Below are 18,831 nucleotides of genomic sequence, written 5' to 3'. Positions count from 1 at the left end.
CATGTCCAAGCAAGAAGATTTACGAATTCGCAGCCGTGCGATCAGCGAGGGCGTTAACCGCGTCCCGAACCGTGCCATGCTGCGGGCTGTCGGGTTTCAAGATGAAGATTTCCAAAAACCGATGATCGGGGTGGCCAGTACATGGAGCGAAGTGACGCCCTGCAATATCCATATCGACCAGTTGGCCAGAGAAGCCAAGCTCGGCGTTCGAGCTTCCGGCGGAGCGCCGCTCATTTTTAACGCGATCACCGTATCGGACGGCATCGCGATGGGCCATGACGGCATGTTCTTCTCGCTGCCGAGCAGAGAGGTCATAGCCGACTCCATCGAAACGGTCGCCGGCGCGGAGCGCTTCGACGGTCTCGTCGCCATCGGCGGCTGCGACAAAAATACGCCCGCCTGCCTTATGGCGATCGGCCGGTTGAATCTTCCCGCCGTATACGTATACGGGGGTACGATCCAACCCGGCAAATTGAACGGCAAAGATATCGATATCGTATCCGCATTCGAAGCGGTGGGCCAATTCCACGAAGGCGCGATCGACGAACGCGAACTCCATCAAGTGGAATGCCATGCCTGCCCGGGCGCGGGAGCTTGCGGCGGTATGTACACGGCGAACACGATGGCGGCCGCGGCCGAAGCGCTCGGCATGAGTTTGCCCGGCTCCTCCTCCACGCCCGCGATTTCCCCGGGCAAAGCGGAAGAATGCGGACGAGCGGGCCGAGCCGTGATGGAGCTTCTGCGGAACAATATTGCGCCGAAAGACATTATGACCAAAAAAGCGTTCGAGAACGCTATTACGGTAGTGATGGCGCTCGGCGGATCGACGAACGCGCTGCTGCATTTGATCGCGATCGCCCACTCGGTTCAAGTCGATTTGACGTTGGACGATTTCGAGCGGATTCGGCGCAATGTGCCGCATTTGGCCGATCTGAAGCCGAGCGGCAAATACGTCATGCAGGATTTGAACGATATCGGCGGCGTGCCGGGCGTGATGAAGCTGCTGCTTGAGCAAGGCATGCTGCATGGAGACTGCTTGACCGTTACCGGCAAAACGTTAGCCGAAAATTTGGCGGAGGCCGCTCCATTGAAGGAAGGCCAGCGGATTATCCGGCCGTTCGACAATCCGTTGAAACCGACAGGCCCGTTGGTCGTTCTGCGGGGAAATCTGGCCCCGGAAGGCGCGGTGGCCAAAATGTCGGGCTTGAAGATTCAACGTTTCACCGGTCCCGCGCGCGTCTACGATAGCGAACGGGAAGCGACGGAGGCGATCATGAACGATGATATACGCGAAGGCGACGTGCTGGTTATCCGTTACGCCGGACCGAAAGGCGGACCGGGCATGCCTGAAATGCTGTCGGTGACGGCCATGTTGGTCGGCAAAGGGCTCGGCGGGAAAGTGGCGCTCCTCACGGACGGCAGATTCTCCGGCGGTTCCCACGGCTTCGTCGTCGGTCATGTCGCGCCGGAAGCCCAAGTAGGCGGTCCGATCGCCTTGCTGCAGGAAGGCGATACGATTACGATCGACAGCGAGACGCAAGAAATTTCGTTCGACGTGAGCCGGGAAGAATTGGAGATGCGAGCGAAACATTGGGTGCGGCCGCCGTATAAGTTTACGACGGGCGTATTGGGCAAATATGTCCGGCTCGTGTCGTCCGCCTCCAAAGGCGCGGTTACGGATCTCGAACACCCGTCATTCTAGGCGTGAGCGCCGGTTTGCACAAAGTTGTACGTTTTACAACATAATACAGGGTTGAATCGTATGGTTGGGACGTTATGTTGCAGAATATACAACAACATCGCAAAATCGCAGGCCAAATCCGCTCATTTTCCCCAATAACGTTGTAAAATTTACAGCATAGACGCAAACGACGGGGCAAAAAGGGCTTATAGTTGTATATTGTGCATTATACGCCCGCACACATCGTCGAATCGCAATAAAGAGAACCTGACGCAATGGGTCAGGTTCTCTCCATGCATGAATCATTTCTCCATGAGGGAAAGCAGATTATGCATCATTTTGGCGCTCTCCGCCCTTGTCGCATAGCCTTCGGGCTGAAATTCAACGCTCGAACGGCCGTGAACGAGCCCGAGGGCATAAGCCGTTCGAACAGCGTTCCGCGCCCATTCCGGAGCGGAACGCGTATCGGCGAACGGCAGCGGCGCCGTTGCGTCCGCCTTCTTTCCAAGCGCGTATTCATACGCGCGCACGATCATCGCCGCCATTTCCTGCCGCTTGATTTCGGCATCCGGCGCGAAGGACGTTCCGCCGACACCGACGATCAATCCGGCTTTCGCGGCAAGAGCCACCTCGTTCGCGTACCAGCGATCCGCCGGCACGTCGCTGAATACCGCATTGCCTTCTCCTTGCAAGCCGAGCAGCCTTACGAGCAATGCGGCGAATTCCGCGCGCGTAACATGCCGGTTCGGCAAGAAGCGGTCGCCGGACTCCCCGTTAACGATATGTTTGGCCGCCAGTTCCCGGATCGCATCCGCTGCCCAGTGTTCGGACGCCATATCGGAGAACGTCTTGTTGTATTCGAGCACGGAGTAGATGCCGACGCGATCGATCGATGCGGTCCACGCTCCGCCCGCCCAAGTTCCGCCGGCATATTGCAGCGCTCCCTTGCTGGCGATGCCATACATGCCCGCCAATTTACGGTTGACTTCCGATTGTGTCCGTAGTTTCAGCGAGACCGGTTTTGCAAATTCGCTCAGCGCGCGCTCATGCCCGTCCTTGGTTTTTATGGCGAAGCTGAACTTGAATAACGGTGTCGCGGCTTGCAAGCGCGCGCCCGAACGCCGTTCCGCAGTCGCCAACAGCTTCTCCGCTTCGGGGGCGCTTAACGGAACCGATTTGAGAATCATTTTGGCGGCCCCCCTCTCCTCCTCGGACACCAGCTGTTCCAGCGCGCGGATCACCTCGCCCGGAATGGCAAGCTCCATCCATTTCGATACGATCGTAAACCGCGCATTCGAGGTCAATGTCGCCGCATTCCCCGGCAAAACAAGCTCATGCAGCGCTTGATCCGTTTCAATGACGACTCCGTCCGGCCCGGCCAATTTCTTGATTTGCTCAGCCGTTAATTCCATTCGGCCTGTCCGCGTTTCCGGTTTCGGCGCCCGCTCCGGCTTCGTTCTGCCCGACGCTCCGGACTCACCTCCGGACGGTGGAGGAGATGTCGTCGCTCCTTCCACGGTAAGCGAAAAGCTCGCCGACCATTGTTCGTAGGTAGCCGTAATGACGGTAGAACCTTGACGAAGCGCCTTGACGAGCCCGTCTTCATTCACGGAGGCTACTTGAGGAAGGCTGCTGGCGAATGCGACCCCGTCCTTCAACGGTTTGACGCTCTCGTCGCTGTAACGCCCCAGCGCTTCCGCCCGCTTCGCAAGGCCGACTGTCATCTTTGATTCCAGTCCGTGAATTTCCAATGCTACAAGCTGCGGTTCCGGAGCGATCCGCGGAATGACGGTCAATTCATATCCTGTCGTTATCGCGGCATACGTCGCTGTAATGACGGTCGTTCCTTCCTGATGCGCCGTAATCGTTCCCGCGGCATCCACCGTAGCAACCTGCTCGTTGCTGCTGGCAAAGGCAACGCCTTCCGTCAATACTTCTTGCGAGCCGTCGCTATATACCGCCTTCGTAACGGTTTGGCTCGTTTCGCCGACTTGCAGCATAGCCGGACCCGTCAATGAAATATCGACAAGCGAAGGCTCATCAAGCGACACTCGCAGCATATAACTGTCCGTAAATCCGGAATATGTCGCGGATATGACCGTTTCGCCGACTTCAAACGCCCGAACCTTCCCGTTGCCGTCGATGTCGGCGATTTGCGGGTTGCTGCTGGCGAACATAACTCCTTCCGCAATCGGACTGCGCTTCCCGGAGGCATGCAGCGCTTCAACGGCAACCTGGTCGGTTCCCCCAGGCTTCAGCATCGTCCGGCCCAGCAACGATATTCCAGCGATCGGATCGGGTTCTCCCATCTCCTTCGTGAGCGTAAAACGATCCACTTCCCGTCCGTCAATCGTTCTCGCTTCAAAAGTTAACGTATTGCCCTTCGTCTCGATCGACGTATAGATTTGCGTGTGTTCGTCGTCGACGATTTGATTCCAAGGCCGCTGTGTCAGACCGTAAAATTTCGGGCCTGTCGAGCCGGCGACGACGTAGGTCGTTCCTTCTCCCAGCATTTTTTTCTCGCCGTCCTTCATCGTCGTGCGCAAGTAAATATGGTCATGCCCGTTCAACACCAGATCGACGCCGAACTCTTCCAGAACGGGCACCCAGTTGCTTCTCACCACTTCCGTGTCGTATTGGCTGCCGTACGGCCCCCGATGGAAAGCGACGATCTTCCACGGTTTTTCCGTCTTGGCCAAGTCGTCCCGCAGCCATTCGGCCTGGCGCTCGTATTCGTATTCGCTATTCAGAACAACGAAATGCACGTCTTTGTAATCGAAGGAGAAGTTGGTGCCTTCCAAGCCTGCCAAACCGTTGCCGGGCTGATTGAAATGCGCGAGAAAATCGCTGTTCGCTCTCGTTCCCATCACTTCATGGTTTCCGATAATCCCGACGAGCGTCGTATTCATGAATGCGTCTTGCGCTTCGTCGAACCACATATTCCATTCCTTTTCCAAGTATCCCTTATCAACCATATCGCCCGCATGCATGATAAACTCGGCATCCGGATGATCGGCGATCGCTTTATGCAAAATATTGCCCCATAGCTCGAATCCCTTCTGATCGCCCGCCTGGGAATCGCCGAAAAAGAGAAACTTCGTGCCGTCGCCCGACGCTTCGGCGGTTGCGAAGCTGCCTTGCCCGCTTACATTGCCGTCGCCGTCGCCCACCCGATACACATAACGGGTGCCCGGCTCCAAATCCGCAAGGACCGCCTTATGAACTCTCATCAAGCCGGTGTCCTCAGTGAGATACAAATAACTTTCGCCGTCTGTTCTCATGACATTCGGCTGCCGGAAATCGGTAAACTCCGCTGCCGTCGCAAATTCCACTACCGTTCGCTCGGCGAGCGGATTGGTTTGCCATGTAAAGGCGCGCGAAGCGGCGGGATCCGCACCCATATTGACGGTTACGTTGCGCGGAAGCTCGGATCCGGCGAGCGGGGACACTTTGAACGTCACAACCGGACTGAACCGCAGGTCCTTGGTCGCCTGAAGCCGGTATTGCTTGACGTCCCGCGTCAGGGCGTCCGTCGCGAGCGCACCCTCTTGATCGGTTAACAACACGCCGCTGCCGTCGCCGACTTCTGCGCCGTCCGCCAGCAGCTTGGCGCCCGCTACGGGCGAGCCGCTTTCGTCCGTCACGCGGAATCGGGTCGTAAACCCTTGCGCCGCGCCCGTTTCATCCCATTGGAGCGACAGATGATGTTTCACCGCCGCTTCCACCGGCATGCCGATGTATTCCTTGCCTTCATCCGGCCCCCCGTTCAATACGATCAAACCGGATTTGTAGTCGATCACATTTGTGCCGGAAGCGTCATGTTTGACCGTGAACCGGATTTGCCCGAGCAAATCATTGTCCGTTAACTGCGCGGAGTTCAACTGCTGCAAATTCAATCGAACCGTCCCCGATTCTTCGTCTACGGCCGGTTGAAGCTGCTCCTCCGTCAGTTTGGCGCCCCGTACGACGTTCAAACCTTCCACCTTGGACGGATCGAAGCCGAATTCGACATGCCCGCCGCGAAGTTCCGCCGCTTTCTCCGCCCCTACGTTCAATTCGTACGTGTTCCCTGCATAGACCTCCGCCGGACTGTCGTATACGAATTTGGGCGATCCCGTATCGACATTGAATATCCATTCGCGAATCGTTTGATTGCCGGCGAGATCCCTAACGGCCAGCTTCACCCGATGAACGCCGTCCGCAAGCGGTTCGTTCGGCGTATAAGAAATTCTCCCTTCGGGCGGATACAGCGCATGATCGACCCGTACGCCGTCAACGTACAGCCGGATCTTGTCCGGATCGATCAATGTCGTTCCCGGATGAAGGGAAGGATCGTATCCGTCATCTTCCGCATAAGCCCTGATCGTCGGCATGTTTGTCGTTAGCGTGCTTTTATCGGCAGGACCGATATCTCGAATCAGCGGCGGATCCGTATCGTCGTCGGTCGCGCCGTAAAGGGCCCGTATTTGGTCGACATAGATAACGCCGGCATCCTTCTTGCCGTTATCGGTTTCCATATATCGGATCATCTGGTCGAATTTCAACGGAAGCGGTTTTCCCGGGGGCACCTCCGCCTCTACGTATTTCCACCCGATCCAATCCACGCCGACGGTCTGGTCGGTGAAATCGATCGGGACCGCATTCCCTTTCCCGTCCCTCATTTGGCCGCGGAGCCAGTGGCGTTTCCCGTCTCCGTACACCCACATGCCGATCTTCTCGGGATACCCGGGTATATCGACATAAGTCCCCGTTAACGTCTGCAAATACGCTCCCGATGTGCCTTGGGTTCCGATAAAGTCGTATTCGAGTTTTAGCGAGTGACCGCCGAAGCGGACGATGTCTTCATCCCTTTCAAGCGTCGCTTCCACTTTATTGTAGCGGGCCCCGGAGGCGATATAGCGATCCAATCCGCTTTCGAAATCCTCCAAAACGACCGGAGGCAACCCCACTTTGACGTCCATAGACGTTTCAACATCCTTGTACTTTACGTAAATTTTGCCGCTTTTTTCGTTTTCGTTCGTGGCGAGGAAGCGTCCGTCGCCGTCGATCGTGCCGATCTCGCCTTCGACCCGCCATTCCAATCGGCTGTTGTCCGCCTGGATGACTTGGCCGTCGCGCAAAGCGGACACTTGAAGTACGACCTCGGCCCCGGATTCGAACGTTTTCTCCGCATCGGGAAATTTCAATTCCGTCAAGCGATCGACGACTTCCACCTCGCCTTTGCCCGTCAAAGTTCCCGCTCGAACTTCGATCGTCCCCGTTCCCGCGGCGGCGCCAGCCGTAAAGGTTCCGGCTTGATCGACCGTGCCTATCGCCGTATCCGCGCTCCATAGCCGGACGCCCTCAAAGGTTGCGGGATGGCCGCTCGCATCGACCGCGGCCGCTCCGAAAGAAAAGGACGAGCCCTCCAGCACTCTCTCGAAATTCGGTTGAACCACCAATTTGTCGGCGGCTCCTTCCGGTCCCTTATTGACGAGCAAAAGCCCGTTCGCCGTCCGTCTCTCTCCGCCGTCCGAGCCTCTATTCATCATGTTGCGGAACGTTTCCCCGGGAAGCCTTGCGACGAACGTCGACGAGCCGCCCCCATCCAAGTTCATGGCGTTCACGACGCCGAGGTCCTTCAAAATGTTGGCCAACTCCAGCGTCTCTACGCCTTCGCTGAAACCGGGCGAACGGCCGTCGATTTCGAACAAGACGACCGATCCGTCTGCTTTCGTGCCGATGGCGGTCCGGGGATGAACGCCTTCCGGCCCGATCCCGTTGTGCACCACGCCGTCCTTAATAAGCAAGCCGGAACCGCCTACCACCGTTTTGGCTTGATCCCACGGTTCAGGCAACGCAATCGTTACGGTTGCTATATCCCCGACCCGTAGGCCTGCCAACAGCTGTTTGTATTTCCCGGATGCGGATAAGACAACGGTTCCTTCCGCAAGCGGAGCGTCGCCTTTGCCGTTTCGAATTGCGGACACTTGCAACTTCAGCGTTTGTCCGCTCTTGACCTGCCCTTCCAAGACGTTCAAAATCGCTTCGTCCCCTTGATCGCTCGTCTTCGTGGAAGCGAAGAAATCGGCGGTATAAAGCACAAGTTCTTCCGCGCCTCTCGGCCGGTTAATATGCGTAATCGTCTCCGCCGCGCCTCCGATCGAGACCGTTTTGATAAGCTCGGGACTCGAACCGTATACGGTCGTGCCGTCCTCCAACATGCCGAATGCGTATCTGCCGTTGACGGGACTGTTCAAAATAATGCCGTCATCGACGAAAAGCCCGTACGGAACGCCGTTGGACAAATCGTAGAAATCGGCGTTAATTCCGGCAATGACCCGATTTCCCGCCCGGTCGGCATCATCCGCCATTTTCGTCACGCCCTGGAACCCGTATACTTTGCCGTTCGATCTCCCGGCCTGCAATTCCAGGTTCGGATTGGCGGGATCGAACTCCACGAAATGGACTTTTTGCAAGCCTCGATCCAGTTTCATATTGTACCAATAATAATCCGCATCCGGCGCCAATTCCCCTGTCCGCATATCGAGCACTTGTCCGAATGACGTTTCCGGCATCTCTTGCGCAGCCGCATTCGGGATAGGCTGCATGAGAGACAGCAACAATAGAACGACAAGAATGATACCCGTGTTTTTTCGCCGCTTGTTCATGTTAGATCGTTACCTCCATGCTTCATTTGTCTAACGCCATTCCATTCTCCTGAGCGACATATGCGAAGTTCCGGAGCACTCCTCCCTTCATCTCAACCTATGAAGCCTAGCTATCAATAAAATAAGTATGATATAGGATTGTTAAACGATGACCTCATCAGAGTAAAATCTCTGTTAAGGGGCAAAATAAGGAAGGAAGTCTCATTTTCGATGTGTACGAAACAAAATTTCACAAAATATTCTAGTACTTGACTCATATGTTTCATATTTTTGCTCCCGCCGTTGGATAGCGTTACAATAGAATTGCAAACGATAGTAACGACAATAACGACTACAAATACGCAGAAATGAGGGATGATGGCATGAGCCAACTTTTTTCGCCAATAACCGTGAAAGGACTCGCCTTGAAAAATCGAATCGTCATGTCGCCGATGTGCATGTATTCCTGCGACGCCCGAGACGGCAAAGTGACGAATTTCCATAAAACGCATTATACGAGCCGGGCTGTCGGCCAAGTAGGACTCATCGTAGTAGAAGCGACCGCCGTTACTCCCCAAGGAAGAATATCCGACCGCGATCTAGGCATTTGGAGCGACGAACATATCGCGGGATTGAAGGAGCTTGTCGATCTGGCGCACGAAGCGGGGGCGGCGATCGGCATTCAGCTCGCCCATGCCGGAAGAAAAGCGGAATTGGAAGGACCGATCGTCGCACCGTCGGCGCTCCCGTTCAACGAGCGATACAAAACCCCGGAGGAGATGACGCAGGGGCAAATCCGCGAAACGATCGAAGCTTTCAAGCAAGGGGCAAGCCGCGCCAAACAAGCCGGTTTCGACGTGATTGAAATTCATGCGGCGCACGGATATTTGATCAACGAGTTTTTGTCGCCGCTCACGAATCGGCGCAGCGACGAATACGGCGGTACGCCGGAGGGAAGATACCGCTTCTTGAGCGAGATTGTCGAGGCGGTGAAAGAGGTTTGGTCCGGTCCGCTGTTCGTCCGCATTTCCGCAAGCGACTACCATCCCGAAGGATTGACCGTCGACGATTATGTCGGCTACGCGCGTACGCTGAAATCGCAAGGAATCGATCTGATCGATTGCAGCAGCGGCGCCGTCGTTCCCGCCCATATCGATGCGTTCCCGGGGTACCAAGTTCCGTTTGCGGAACGGATTAAACGGGAAGCGGAACTGATGACCGGCGCGGTAGGGCTTATTACAACCGGAACGCAAGCGGAAGAAATCATACGGGGAGGACAGGCCGATCTCATCTTTATCGCCAGGGCGCTCCTGCGCGATCCGTACTGGCCTCGCACCGCGGCCAAAGAATTGGGAGCAACGATTCCGGCCCCGCCTCAATACGGGCGCGGCTGGAACATGTAGGAACAAGAAACCGCTGGAGTTCTCGCTCCAGCGGTTCTATTTATTAGTTATTCGCTTACGATCCGCAGCCGCATCAGATCGAATGGTCCGAGACAGGCCCTCCCCTCCCGGAAGAAGGGGGGCGGAGGGAGGCGCGAAGTCATTTCATGCCGATGCCATCCACCACTTTATCGACCAAGCCGTATTCCTTCGCTTCGGCGGCGGTCAAGAAATGGTCGCGGTCCGTATCGCGCTCGACCTTATCGAGGGGCTGGCCGCTCGTTTCCGCGATAATGCGGTTCGTCGTCGTCCGCAATTTAAGAATTTGCTTGGCGTGAATCTCGATATCGCTTGCTTGGCCTTTGATTCCGCCGGAAACCCATGGCTGATGAATCATGATCTCCGAATTCGGCAAGGCCAGCCGTTTGCCGGGATGGCCGGCCGTAAGCAATACCGCCGCCGCAGAAGCGGCCATGCCGACGCAAATCGTGGACACGTCGGGCTTGATATGCCGCATCGTGTCGTAAATGGCCAATCCGGACGTGACGCTGCCCCCCGGCGAGTTGATATATAACGAGATATCTTTCTCCGGATCGTCGGCCGAGAGAAACAGCAATTGGGCAATGATCGAATTCGCTACTTGATCGTCGATTGCGCTGCCCAAAAAGATAATGCGGTCGCGAAGCAAGCGGGAATAAATATCGTAGGAACGTTCCCCGCGCGACGTTTGTTCAACAACAATAGGAGTGAAATTCATGCAATGATCCCCTTTCCCAAATCAGACTTAAGCGGCGCATCTCGGCGCCGACGAGCGATACGTCGCCTGCACGTTGCCGAATCCCGAAGAGACGCGCGTGATGACGAGCGGCTTTCTTCCCTCTTCCAGCGGTATGTGCAAACGAACAAACGACGATTCGCTTGTTTGGACGGGAAACGGGATGACATGGCCGGATTCGGATCGGTCCCGCTCCTCCCTCCCATTCGCAGTTTCCCAAACAATGGTCGGCTCATTTTGTTCGGCTGCATTCGTCTTTTCCGTTTCATCGTTTTTCACGTTTCGGATCCTCCTTTGTCCGTATCCGGCTCCGGATAAACGGCTGCCAACACTTGATACGCAACCCCTTCCCCGGATCCCTGGTATTTCTCGGCCAACTTCTTCATCGTCTCTACATACTCCCGGACGAAGGCTTCGCGCTGCTTCTCATCCGTGAGATGAATTTGCAATTGCAGCGAGGCCGAGGGCACCTCTTCTCCTTCGTCGGAAACTTCCATCAGCCGCAGCGCATCCTGTTTCAATCGGGTGGAAGCAGCGACCAAATGCGCAAGCGAGCTCTGATCTTTCATTTTCTGCACCGTATCCGCGTTCCATCCGAGCTGATCCGCCAAAATAAACGTGCGGGCAAGCGCCTGATACAGCACTTCCACCAAATTGCGCACATTGCGCGTGCCGACGCGCCGGACCAAACCGACTTTCTCAAGCGCCTTCAAATGGTAATTGACGCGCTGCGCCTGCTCGTTCATCGCTCTGGCGACTTCGGAAGCGGACGACGGTTCCCTTAAATAAGTCAACATGTCCGCGCGGAAGGGATTCATCAAGGCCATTCCTTGCTCATGCGACTCAACGACATACGATTCCAGTATTTGATGCTCCATATTTTCCTCACATAAAAATAATATTTTACGTAAAGTTATTTTATTACGTTATTACCGTTTTGTCAAATCGTACTTTTCCTCGCAAACGAACCGTTTTATACTTAATGAAGCGCCGAACAAACCTAAGCTGCCTGAAAGGAGAGGAATCCGGCATGAAGTCGTTTCCCCAAGACGCGCAATTCATTTACGAATGGAGAACGTATCAGCAAAGAGCTCTCGACGAGTTGGATCATCATCTCCGCAACCGGCATCTCCATCTTGTCGCTCCGCCCGGTTCGGGCAAAACGGTGCTGGGACTGGAAGTCATCCTGCGCCTGAACGAGCCGACGCTTATTTTGGCTCCCACCTTGACGATCAAAGAACAATGGGTCGACCGGTTCGTCGCTTTGTTTTTAAACCGGACGGACGTCCCCGATTGGATATCGACGGATTTGAAAAACCCGCGTTTTCTGACGGTAACTACGTATCAGGCGCTTCACAGCCTTGTTTCGAATTCGGTCGGTTACGAAGCCGGAGCGCAAATCGAAGAGGATGCGGCAACTGCTGAAGTTGCGGATGAGGAATCCCGCTCGGATGCGGCTAGCGATATTCCGGCAGCCGATGAGATCGATGTGACGGCAAAAGCCCGGATCGAAGCGGCGATTCGGGACATCGGGTTTCAAACGATCGTGCTCGACGAAGCGCATCATCTTCGGTCGGAGTGGTGGAAGAGCGCGGTGGAATTTCGCAACGGGTTAGACCGGCCCAACGTTGTCGCACTTACCGCTACCCCTCCCTATGACGCCGCCCCTGCGGAGTGGGACAGGTACATCGAGCTGTGCGGGCCGATCGATCTGGAAATCAGCGTTCCCGAACTGGTGAAGGAACGGGATTTATGCCCTCATCAGGACTATATTTATTTTTCGGCACCTACGGCGAAGGAACGCAACATCATCCATACGTTTCGAACGAACGTCGGGCTTGTTCGCAACCGCTTGCTGGAAGACGAAGCGTTCGTCCGCATGATCGACAGCCATCCTTGGATTGCACAGCCGAACGAACATCTCGAAGCGATATTGTCGAATCCGGGGTACTTCTCGAGTTTGCTTATATTTTTGAAGCAGACGGACAGCCGGAGATGGGAGCGACTTATTCCTATATTAGGCACGGATCAACATTCGGTTCCCGATTTGACGTTGGAATGGTTGGAGGAATTGTTGACCGGCTGTCTTTTTCAAGACGAATATACGAAAAACCGGGACGATATTTTGCATGAACTAAAACAATGGCTTCAGCAAATCGGGGCGGTTGAACGCAGGAAAGTATACTTGCGGACGTCAAGCCAAATTAACCGGATTCTCGTAAGCAGCGTATCCAAACTGCAGAGCGTCTCCGATATCTTCCGTTTCGAGGCGGGCGTCCTGCAAGACCGTTTGCGGCTGGTCGTTCTGACCGATTATATCCGGTTGCCCGATTTGCCGAAGAGCAGAGAGGATGAGAAGCCGCTTCACCGGCTGGGCGTCATACCTATTTTTGAGAAATTGCGCAGAGACGATAAGGAGCCGCGTCTGAAACTCGGAGTGCTGACCGGATCGATCGCCATCATCCCGGCGGATGCTGTCCCCGCTTTGGAAGCTAGTACGCCGGAACTGGAACAAGAGCGTATTCGCTGCACGCCGCTTCCGCATGACGAACGGTACGTATCCTTTCAAATGAAGGGCAAGCAACATCAGCAATTGGTGCGCATCATTACGGATCTGTTTACACAGGGGGAGATTCACGTTCTCATCGGGACGACGGCCCTGCTAGGCGAAGGCTGGGACGCCCCATGCATAAACGCGCTGATTCTCGCTTCCTATGTCGGCACCTTCATGCTGTCAAATCAAATGCGGGGGAGGGCAATCCGGGTTCAACCCGGAAATGAAGATAAAACGTCGAATATATGGCATTTGGTTTGTCACGATCCGACGCAGAGCGAACGCGGCTACGATATGGACACCTTGACGCGCCGATTTCAATCCTTTGTCGGCGTCTCCTATGAAGGATATCGCATTGAGAGCGGAATCGGGCGTCTGGAATTGGATGCTCCTCCGTACGATGCGGACACGATCGAACGCATGAATGAAAGAACGTTCCGGCTCGCCGGAAATCGGCAGCAATTGCGGCATCAATGGAACGAAGCGCTCGGGGACAAGCCGAAACGGATGACCGAAGCGTTCCGGACGGATCCGGAAGTTTTGCCAAGGCCGTTCATCTTGCAAAATACGATTCGCATGTTATTGCTGCAAGGTTTGTCTCTCGGAAGTTCCGTCGCTCTATCGCTGCTCAATAGCATCGACGCGCATCATCGTCTTCCTTATCAAGCGCTCCTAACGTTTGCCGTGTATGCGCTGATTCTGGGAATGATCGCCGCCTTGCCGAAAACGGTAAAAGCGGTGCGGCTCTTGATCAAGCACGGCACGATCGAATCCAGCATGAAGCAAGTCGGGCTTGCGGTTTGCGACACATTGCAGCATATGAACCTCATCAGAACCGCATCGAAACATTTGCGGATCCATGCGGACCGCGATGCGAACGGCTTCGTCACTTGTTGGATGGACGGAGGGACAACGTACGAGAAGACGCTGTTTCTGGACGCTGTCCAAGAGGCGGTCGGGCAGATCGACAATCCGAGATATTTGCTGGTGCGGCAGTCCAAATGGGGTCCCGTTGCAAGAACCGATTACCATGCCGTTCCGCAGCACATCGGGCGGGCGAAAGACAGCGCTCAATATTTCTGCGAAGCCTGGAAGCGGATCGTCGGGAAAGCGGAACTGATCTTTACCCGGAACACGGAAGGAAGGCAACGATTGCTGCAAGCCCGGGCCAAATCGATGTCATCCGCTTTTGTCAAAAAATCGGAACGGATCAGCGTATGGAGATAAAGTCAGTCTTTACGGGCGAAATAGATATGTTTCGCTTCGATGCGGGCGCCGACGCGCAATAAGCCGAACGAATACTTCTGCTGAAATCTTTTGTCCGTCGGCGATCCGGGATTGAACATGAGAATCCCGTCCCTGACGTCCTTGTACGGGACATGCGAATGGCCGAAGACGATCGCATCGACATGTTGTCCCGCGAAGGCCTGAAACGCATTATCCGGCGTCGACCGCCCGTAACCGTCTCCGTGCACGATGCCGATCCGTTTTCCTCCCGCTTCGACGATTCTTTTGCGCCCGAAGCGGCGGACAATGTCCGTTCCGTCATTATTGCCCGCCACCGATTCCACCGGGGCGAACCGTTCGAGCATCGCAATCACATCGGGCGATGTCCAGTCCCCCGCGTGGATAATAAGCTCGGTACCGGTCAAGCCTTCGATCAGCGCTTTCGGCAAAGCCTTAGCCTTATGCGGCATATGGGTATCCGACACAACTCCGATCAGCATATCCTCACTCCTTCGATGCATGGTAAATTCCGTCGCTTAAACTATATTATATTATAAGGATACGGACGTTTTTCGTATACCAAGTTTGCCGCATAATCTATGAACTTCGCCCGAATGCCTCGCGGACAAGCGACCGCGTTTGGGGAAGGGGTTCCGAAACTCGCCGTAACCGCCCGCGAAGAGGCGGTTCTTCCTCTCGGCGGGGGGAATCGCGGTTCGATCCGGCCGCGACAGCATGCGAATTAGGGCACTTTTCCTCTCGGCGGCGGGGAATTCCGGTTCGCAAAATGACAAATTATCGACTTTTGGAACTAAACAACAGAAAATGCCCCCCGTCTCCCCGCCTCCCATTGGAAAATATCCAACAGAAAATGCCCATTTATCGTTCCAAGCGGCCTTCCATTGGAAATTGTCCAGCGGATCCCCCTCATTCTTCATGTTTTAGCGCTATTTCGAAGATTTCATTGGATCATTTCCAATGAAAAGGCCAAGTCCCGGTTCAATACGGGTAAACCATTGGATAAAATCCAATGACCCGGCTTGACCTCATTAGCACTGCATTAGCTTCTTCATACCTTTCGTGCAGATCAAGCGTTTTTTCGGCCCTTTGTGAAAATCCCCCTCATTCAGAAGTTCAGAAAGCCGGGTTCTGTAAGTTAAAATGCGACCGGATCGATGCGTGAAGTTCCGAATAAATGAACTTGTCCGCGGGAACTGCCGGTATTGTTCGATACCATTACGCCTCAGGCGTATATCGCATCCTAATTGCCTTTATGAAATTGGAGTTGTTATGTCGGACACACCATTTCATTCTGCTGAGCGAAGGGGATTTCGACAAAAGGGGGGAGAAGAAGATGCCTCGGATCGACAGAACCTTCGAGCCGTTATGAAACGGACTGTAAGCCCATTATTTCGATCTTCATCGCCGTTACCGACAAGCCGGCGAATAAGCGCGGACTTACGATTTACGGCAAGCATTTCGGCAATTACAGCCAGGATCTACCGGCTCGCGTCCTGTACGACGTCCGCGACGGGAACGTCTGATCCGGCGGCAGGTTGCCGCCCCCGGATCAAAGGCCTATGAATCAAGCCTCGTTCAATGCCCGCAGCAGCGTATAACGGTCGCGAAGCCGATGCGCTTCCCGCAAACTTCGGGCAAACAATTCGTCGTCGATCCCGAGCTCTGCCCGATCGGTCGGTCCGCCGGCCTGACTTAACAGCTCGCGGATTTGCGATTCCCTCGGCACGGCGGCGAGCCACTCCCTGATTTGGCCGCCGTACCGCCGCAGTTCCTCGGGTTGCCGCCCCGGATAAATGCCTCGCTCCGCCGCCTCGTGGTACATGCGCGAAATTTCGGCGCAAGCCGCGCCGACTTTGGCGCCATGCAGCAAAGCTCTATTGCCGCGGCGCAAGTATTCCATTTCCCAGTAATGGGATAGATGATGCTCCGCGCCGGAAGCCGGATGCGACCGGCCGAACCGCAGCATGGCGATGCCCGATTCGATCAAGGCCGCCATCAGAACGCGTATGCCGCGCTCCGTGCGTTCGCCGATTTCGCGAACATGCTCCACGCAAGACGCCAAAGCCCGTTCGGTCATCGACGCGACCGATTCGTCGTAAGGTTCGCCCGCCGCCAAATGCGAGAACTTCCAATCGAACAGGGACGTATACTTGCCGATCATATCGCCGAATCCGGCCGCAATGAGCGGCTGCGGCGCTTTGGCGAGAATATCGGTATCGGCGAAGATGGCGACAGGCGCGGTTGCCTGCACCGTCTTCTTCACGCCGCGAACGATCAATGGCGCTCCCGCGGACGTGAAGCCGTCCACGGAAGGAGCCGTCGGCACGGAAACGAACGGCGTACCGGTCGTAAAGCCGGCGAAGCGAACGATGTCGTGAATCGTCCCGGCTCCTGCGGCAATGAGCATATCGGTCCTCCCCGGCTCGATTTCGAGCAGCAACTGGACGATCGAAGCCTCGTCGGCGACGACATCGCCCGCGTCGCCCGGCGTGACGAGGCACAGCCCGACCTGCGCCCCTGCCTCCCGGAGCGTACGCTCGATCGCTTCTCCCGCCGCTTCGTAAGTATTGCGGTCGCCGACGAGCACCGTACGCGCGATGCCTCGTTCGTGGAAATAAGAGACTATTTCCTTCGTCGCCCCCGGCGCCAGCACAAGACGTTCGAACGGATGTTGTTCGATCGTATTCATGGCTATTCCACCGATGTCTTGATTTGTTTCAACCGTTTCATCACATCGTTCGCTCCGCGGCCGAAATAATCATGCAGCGCGTTGTACTCTTGATACAACCGCTCGTATACTTCCACGTTCTCCGGAATCGGTTTGAACGTTTCTTCCTTCACCCGCGCCATCTTGGCCGCAGCGTCCAGAATCGTGTCGTAACCGCCGGCATCCGCTCCGGCCGCCACCGCCGCGAACATCGCCGCCCCGAGCGCGGGCGTTTGTTTCGAATCGGCCACGAATATTTCGCGGTTCGTTACGTCGGCATAGATTTGCATGAGAAGCCTGTTTTTTTGCGGGAGTCCTCCGCATGCGTACAGTGAATCCACGCTCACCCCGTTCGAGTGAAACGCATCGACGATTTTCCGCGTGCCGAAGGCGGTCGCTTCCAGCAGCGCCCGATAAATTTCCTGCGGCTTTGTTAGCAGCGTCATGCCGAGAATGAGTCCCGTTAAATCGGTATCGACCAAGACGGAACGGTTGCCGTTCCACCAATCGAGCGCCAGCAAACCGGTTTGTCCGGGCTTATACGCCGCCGCTTCCCTCTCCAGCCATTGATGGACGTTCAATCCTTCGCGTTCGGCGGCTTCCTTGACATAAGCCGGCAGCGCCTCCTCCACATACCATTCGAAAATATCGCCTACGGCCGATTGGCCCGCCTCGTATCCGTACAGGCCGGGAACGATTCCGTCCTCGACGACGCCGCACATGCCCTCAACCTGCTTCTCTTCGGTGCCAAGCAGCATGTGGCAGATCGACGTTCCCATCGCCATAACGAGTTTGCCCGGCGTCACGACGCCGACGGCCGGTACCGCGGCATGGGCGTCCACATTGCCGACGGCAACCGCAATGCCCGGTTTCAATCCCATCATGTCCGCCATTCGCTCCGTCAGCCCTCCGGCATTCGTTCCGAGCGGAATGACGTCGCCGCGCAGCTTCGTTTCGACCAAATGCTCCAACCGAGGATCGAGCGCTTTGAAATATTCCTTGCTCGGGTAACCTTCCCGCTTGTGCCAAATCGCTTTATAGCCCGCCGTACAACTGTTGCGGACAATATTGCCGGTCAATTGGGAGATAACCCAATCCGTAGCTTCGAGGAATAGATCGGTCCGTTCGTAAATGTCCGGGGCTTCGTCGAGAATTTGCCAAATTTTGGCAATCATCCATTCGGACGATATTTTGCCGCCGTATCGCGGCAAAAACGCTTCGCCGCGCTCCGCGGCGATCCGGTTGATCTTGTCCGCTTCCGGCTGGGCGGCATGATGTTTCCACAGCTTCACCCAACTATGCGGCCGATCGGCGTATTCCGGAAGAAGACATAACGGTTCTCCCGCTTCATCTACCGGGAGCATCGTACAAGCCGTGAAATCGATGCCGATGCCGATCACATCGTCCGGGCTTACGCCGGATTGCCGTATGACGGCCGGGACGGACTGGCGCAGCACCTCCACATAATCCAGCGGATGCTGCAGCGCCCAATCATGTTCCAATTTGACGCCCGAATTCGGCAACCGTTCGTCGATCACATGATGCGGATACGGCGTCACGTGGTCGGCTACTTCGCGCCCGTCCGCCAAATCCACTAATACCGCGCGGCCCGACTGAGTGCCATAGTCAATTCCGATCGCATATTTCTTGTCCATGTCTTTCCCCTCCAATGACATTTTTAAGCTTCTCGGAATTCACATTCCGTTGCAGACTCTAGCTTCCTAGCTAGGGTCTTCTATTGTTTCACCCCCAAACATGGGGTGCGAACAAACATTCCTCTTGACTTTTCAAAATCACCCCAATAATCGCCGAGAAGGCTTTTTTTATTTCTAATGAATTGGGTGATTTTCATGAA

The 18,831-nt window shown here is 55.6% G+C and carries 10 protein-coding genes and 1 pseudogene; 4 read left to right on the top strand and 7 right to left on the bottom strand.

Translation table 11 applies throughout. From position 1 onward, the window contains the following. Window position 1 precedes the first annotated feature (1 nt). Window positions 2–1,702 carry a dihydroxy-acid dehydratase gene (ilvD, locus tag KQI79_RS12500; RefSeq protein ID WP_216538578.1) on the top strand — a complete coding sequence of 567 codons (1,701 nt, stop codon included), beginning with the start codon at window positions 2–4 and terminating at the stop codon, window positions 1,700–1,702. 281 nt (window positions 1,703–1,983) lie between these two features. Here the strand turns inward: ilvD and KQI79_RS12495 are convergent, their stop codons facing one another. After that, window positions 1,984–8,331: a phosphodiester glycosidase family protein gene (locus KQI79_RS12495; protein WP_216538577.1), complete on the bottom strand. Its 6,348-nt coding sequence runs from the start codon at window positions 8,329–8,331 to the stop codon at window positions 1,984–1,986. A 362-nt stretch (window positions 8,332–8,693) separates the two neighbouring features. On the opposite strand from KQI79_RS12495, the gene namA reads away from it, so the two are divergent. Further along, on the top strand, window positions 8,694–9,713 hold the full coding sequence (namA, locus tag KQI79_RS12490) for an NADPH dehydrogenase NamA (protein WP_216538576.1): 1,020 nt from the start codon (window positions 8,694–8,696) through the stop codon (window positions 9,711–9,713). Window positions 9,714–9,852: 139 nt separating this feature from the next. On the opposite strand, the gene clpP is transcribed toward namA, so the two are convergent. Genes clpP through KQI79_RS12475 form a run of 3 tightly spaced genes read right to left on the bottom strand, consistent with a single transcriptional unit; the run spans window position 9,853 to window position 11,345 of the window. Beyond that, the gene (gene clpP / locus KQI79_RS12485) at window positions 9,853–10,449 is read right to left on the bottom strand and encodes an ATP-dependent Clp endopeptidase proteolytic subunit ClpP (RefSeq protein ID WP_216538575.1); all 597 of its coding nucleotides are present in this window, start codon (window positions 10,447–10,449) and stop codon (window positions 9,853–9,855) included. 27 nt (window positions 10,450–10,476) lie between these two features. After that, window positions 10,477–10,746 carry a hypothetical protein gene (locus tag KQI79_RS12480; protein ID WP_216538574.1) on the bottom strand — a complete coding sequence of 90 codons (270 nt, stop codon included), beginning with the start codon at window positions 10,744–10,746 and terminating at the stop codon, window positions 10,477–10,479. After that, window positions 10,743–11,345 carry a winged helix-turn-helix domain-containing protein gene (locus KQI79_RS12475; RefSeq protein ID WP_216538573.1) on the bottom strand — a complete coding sequence of 201 codons (603 nt, stop codon included), beginning with the start codon at window positions 11,343–11,345 and terminating at the stop codon, window positions 10,743–10,745. Before KQI79_RS12475 ends, KQI79_RS12480 begins: the two co-directional genes overlap by 4 nt. A gap of 152 nt (window positions 11,346–11,497) precedes the next feature. Here KQI79_RS12475 and KQI79_RS12470 point away from each other — a divergent pair, with 152 nt between their 5' ends. Beyond that, window positions 11,498–14,248, top strand: coding sequence for a DEAD/DEAH box helicase family protein (locus KQI79_RS12470; protein ID WP_216538572.1), 2,751 nt, complete (start codon window positions 11,498–11,500; stop codon window positions 14,246–14,248). Between the two features lie 2 nt (window positions 14,249–14,250). On the opposite strand, the gene KQI79_RS12465 is transcribed toward KQI79_RS12470, so the two are convergent. Further along, a complete protein-coding gene (locus KQI79_RS12465) occupies window positions 14,251–14,748 on the bottom strand; it encodes a metallophosphoesterase family protein (RefSeq protein WP_216538571.1) in 498 nt (165 codons plus the stop codon). A 918-nt stretch (window positions 14,749–15,666) separates the two neighbouring features. Between KQI79_RS12465 and KQI79_RS27590 the strand changes: the two are divergent. Further along, window positions 15,667–15,792: pseudogene (locus tag KQI79_RS27590) on the top strand (transcriptional regulator); the annotation flags it as partial. 41 nt (window positions 15,793–15,833) lie between these two features. Here KQI79_RS27590 and KQI79_RS12460 read toward each other — a convergent pair. Together KQI79_RS12460 and KQI79_RS12455 are read right to left on the bottom strand one after the other, a co-directional pair. After that, complete coding sequence (locus KQI79_RS12460; RefSeq protein WP_216538570.1) at window positions 15,834–16,958, bottom strand: sn-glycerol-1-phosphate dehydrogenase; 1,125 nt, start codon at window positions 16,956–16,958, stop codon at window positions 15,834–15,836. 2 nt (window positions 16,959–16,960) lie between these two features. After that, a complete protein-coding gene (locus KQI79_RS12455) occupies window positions 16,961–18,631 on the bottom strand; it encodes a ribulokinase (RefSeq protein ID WP_216538569.1) in 1,671 nt (556 codons plus the stop codon). Window positions 18,632–18,831 lie beyond the last annotated feature (200 nt).

The sequence above is a fragment of the Paenibacillus sp. MSJ-34 genome (assembly GCF_018918005.1).
In the GTDB taxonomy this organism is placed as follows: domain Bacteria; phylum Bacillota; class Bacilli; order Paenibacillales; family Paenibacillaceae; genus MSJ-34.
The sequence above is the reverse complement of the archived record's forward strand: the minus strand, read 5'-3'. Positions and strand labels throughout refer to the sequence as shown.

Bases quoted from the DNA above. Each gene is read 5' to 3' on its own strand.
- clpP (WP_216538575.1), bottom strand. From the start codon at position 10,449: ATGAATTTCACTCCTATTGTTGTTGAACAAACGTCGCGCGGGGAACGT.
- ilvD (WP_216538578.1), top strand. From the start codon at position 2: ATGTCCAAGCAAGAAGATTTACGAATTCGCAGCCGTGCGATCAGCGAG.
- namA (WP_216538576.1), top strand. From the start codon at position 8,694: ATGAGCCAACTTTTTTCGCCAATAACCGTGAAAGGACTCGCCTTGAAA.
- KQI79_RS12475 (WP_216538573.1), bottom strand. From the start codon at position 11,345: ATGGAGCATCAAATACTGGAATCGTATGTCGTTGAGTCGCATGAGCAA.
- KQI79_RS12495 (WP_216538577.1), bottom strand. From the start codon at position 8,331: ATGAACAAGCGGCGAAAAAACACGGGTATCATTCTTGTCGTTCTATTG.
- KQI79_RS12455 (WP_216538569.1), bottom strand. From the start codon at position 18,631: ATGGACAAGAAATATGCGATCGGAATTGACTATGGCACTCAGTCGGGC.
- KQI79_RS12470 (WP_216538572.1), top strand. From the start codon at position 11,498: ATGAAGTCGTTTCCCCAAGACGCGCAATTCATTTACGAATGGAGAACG.
- KQI79_RS12460 (WP_216538570.1), bottom strand. From the start codon at position 16,958: ATGAATACGATCGAACAACATCCGTTCGAACGTCTTGTGCTGGCGCCG.
- KQI79_RS12465 (WP_216538571.1), bottom strand. From the start codon at position 14,748: ATGCTGATCGGAGTTGTGTCGGATACCCATATGCCGCATAAGGCTAAG.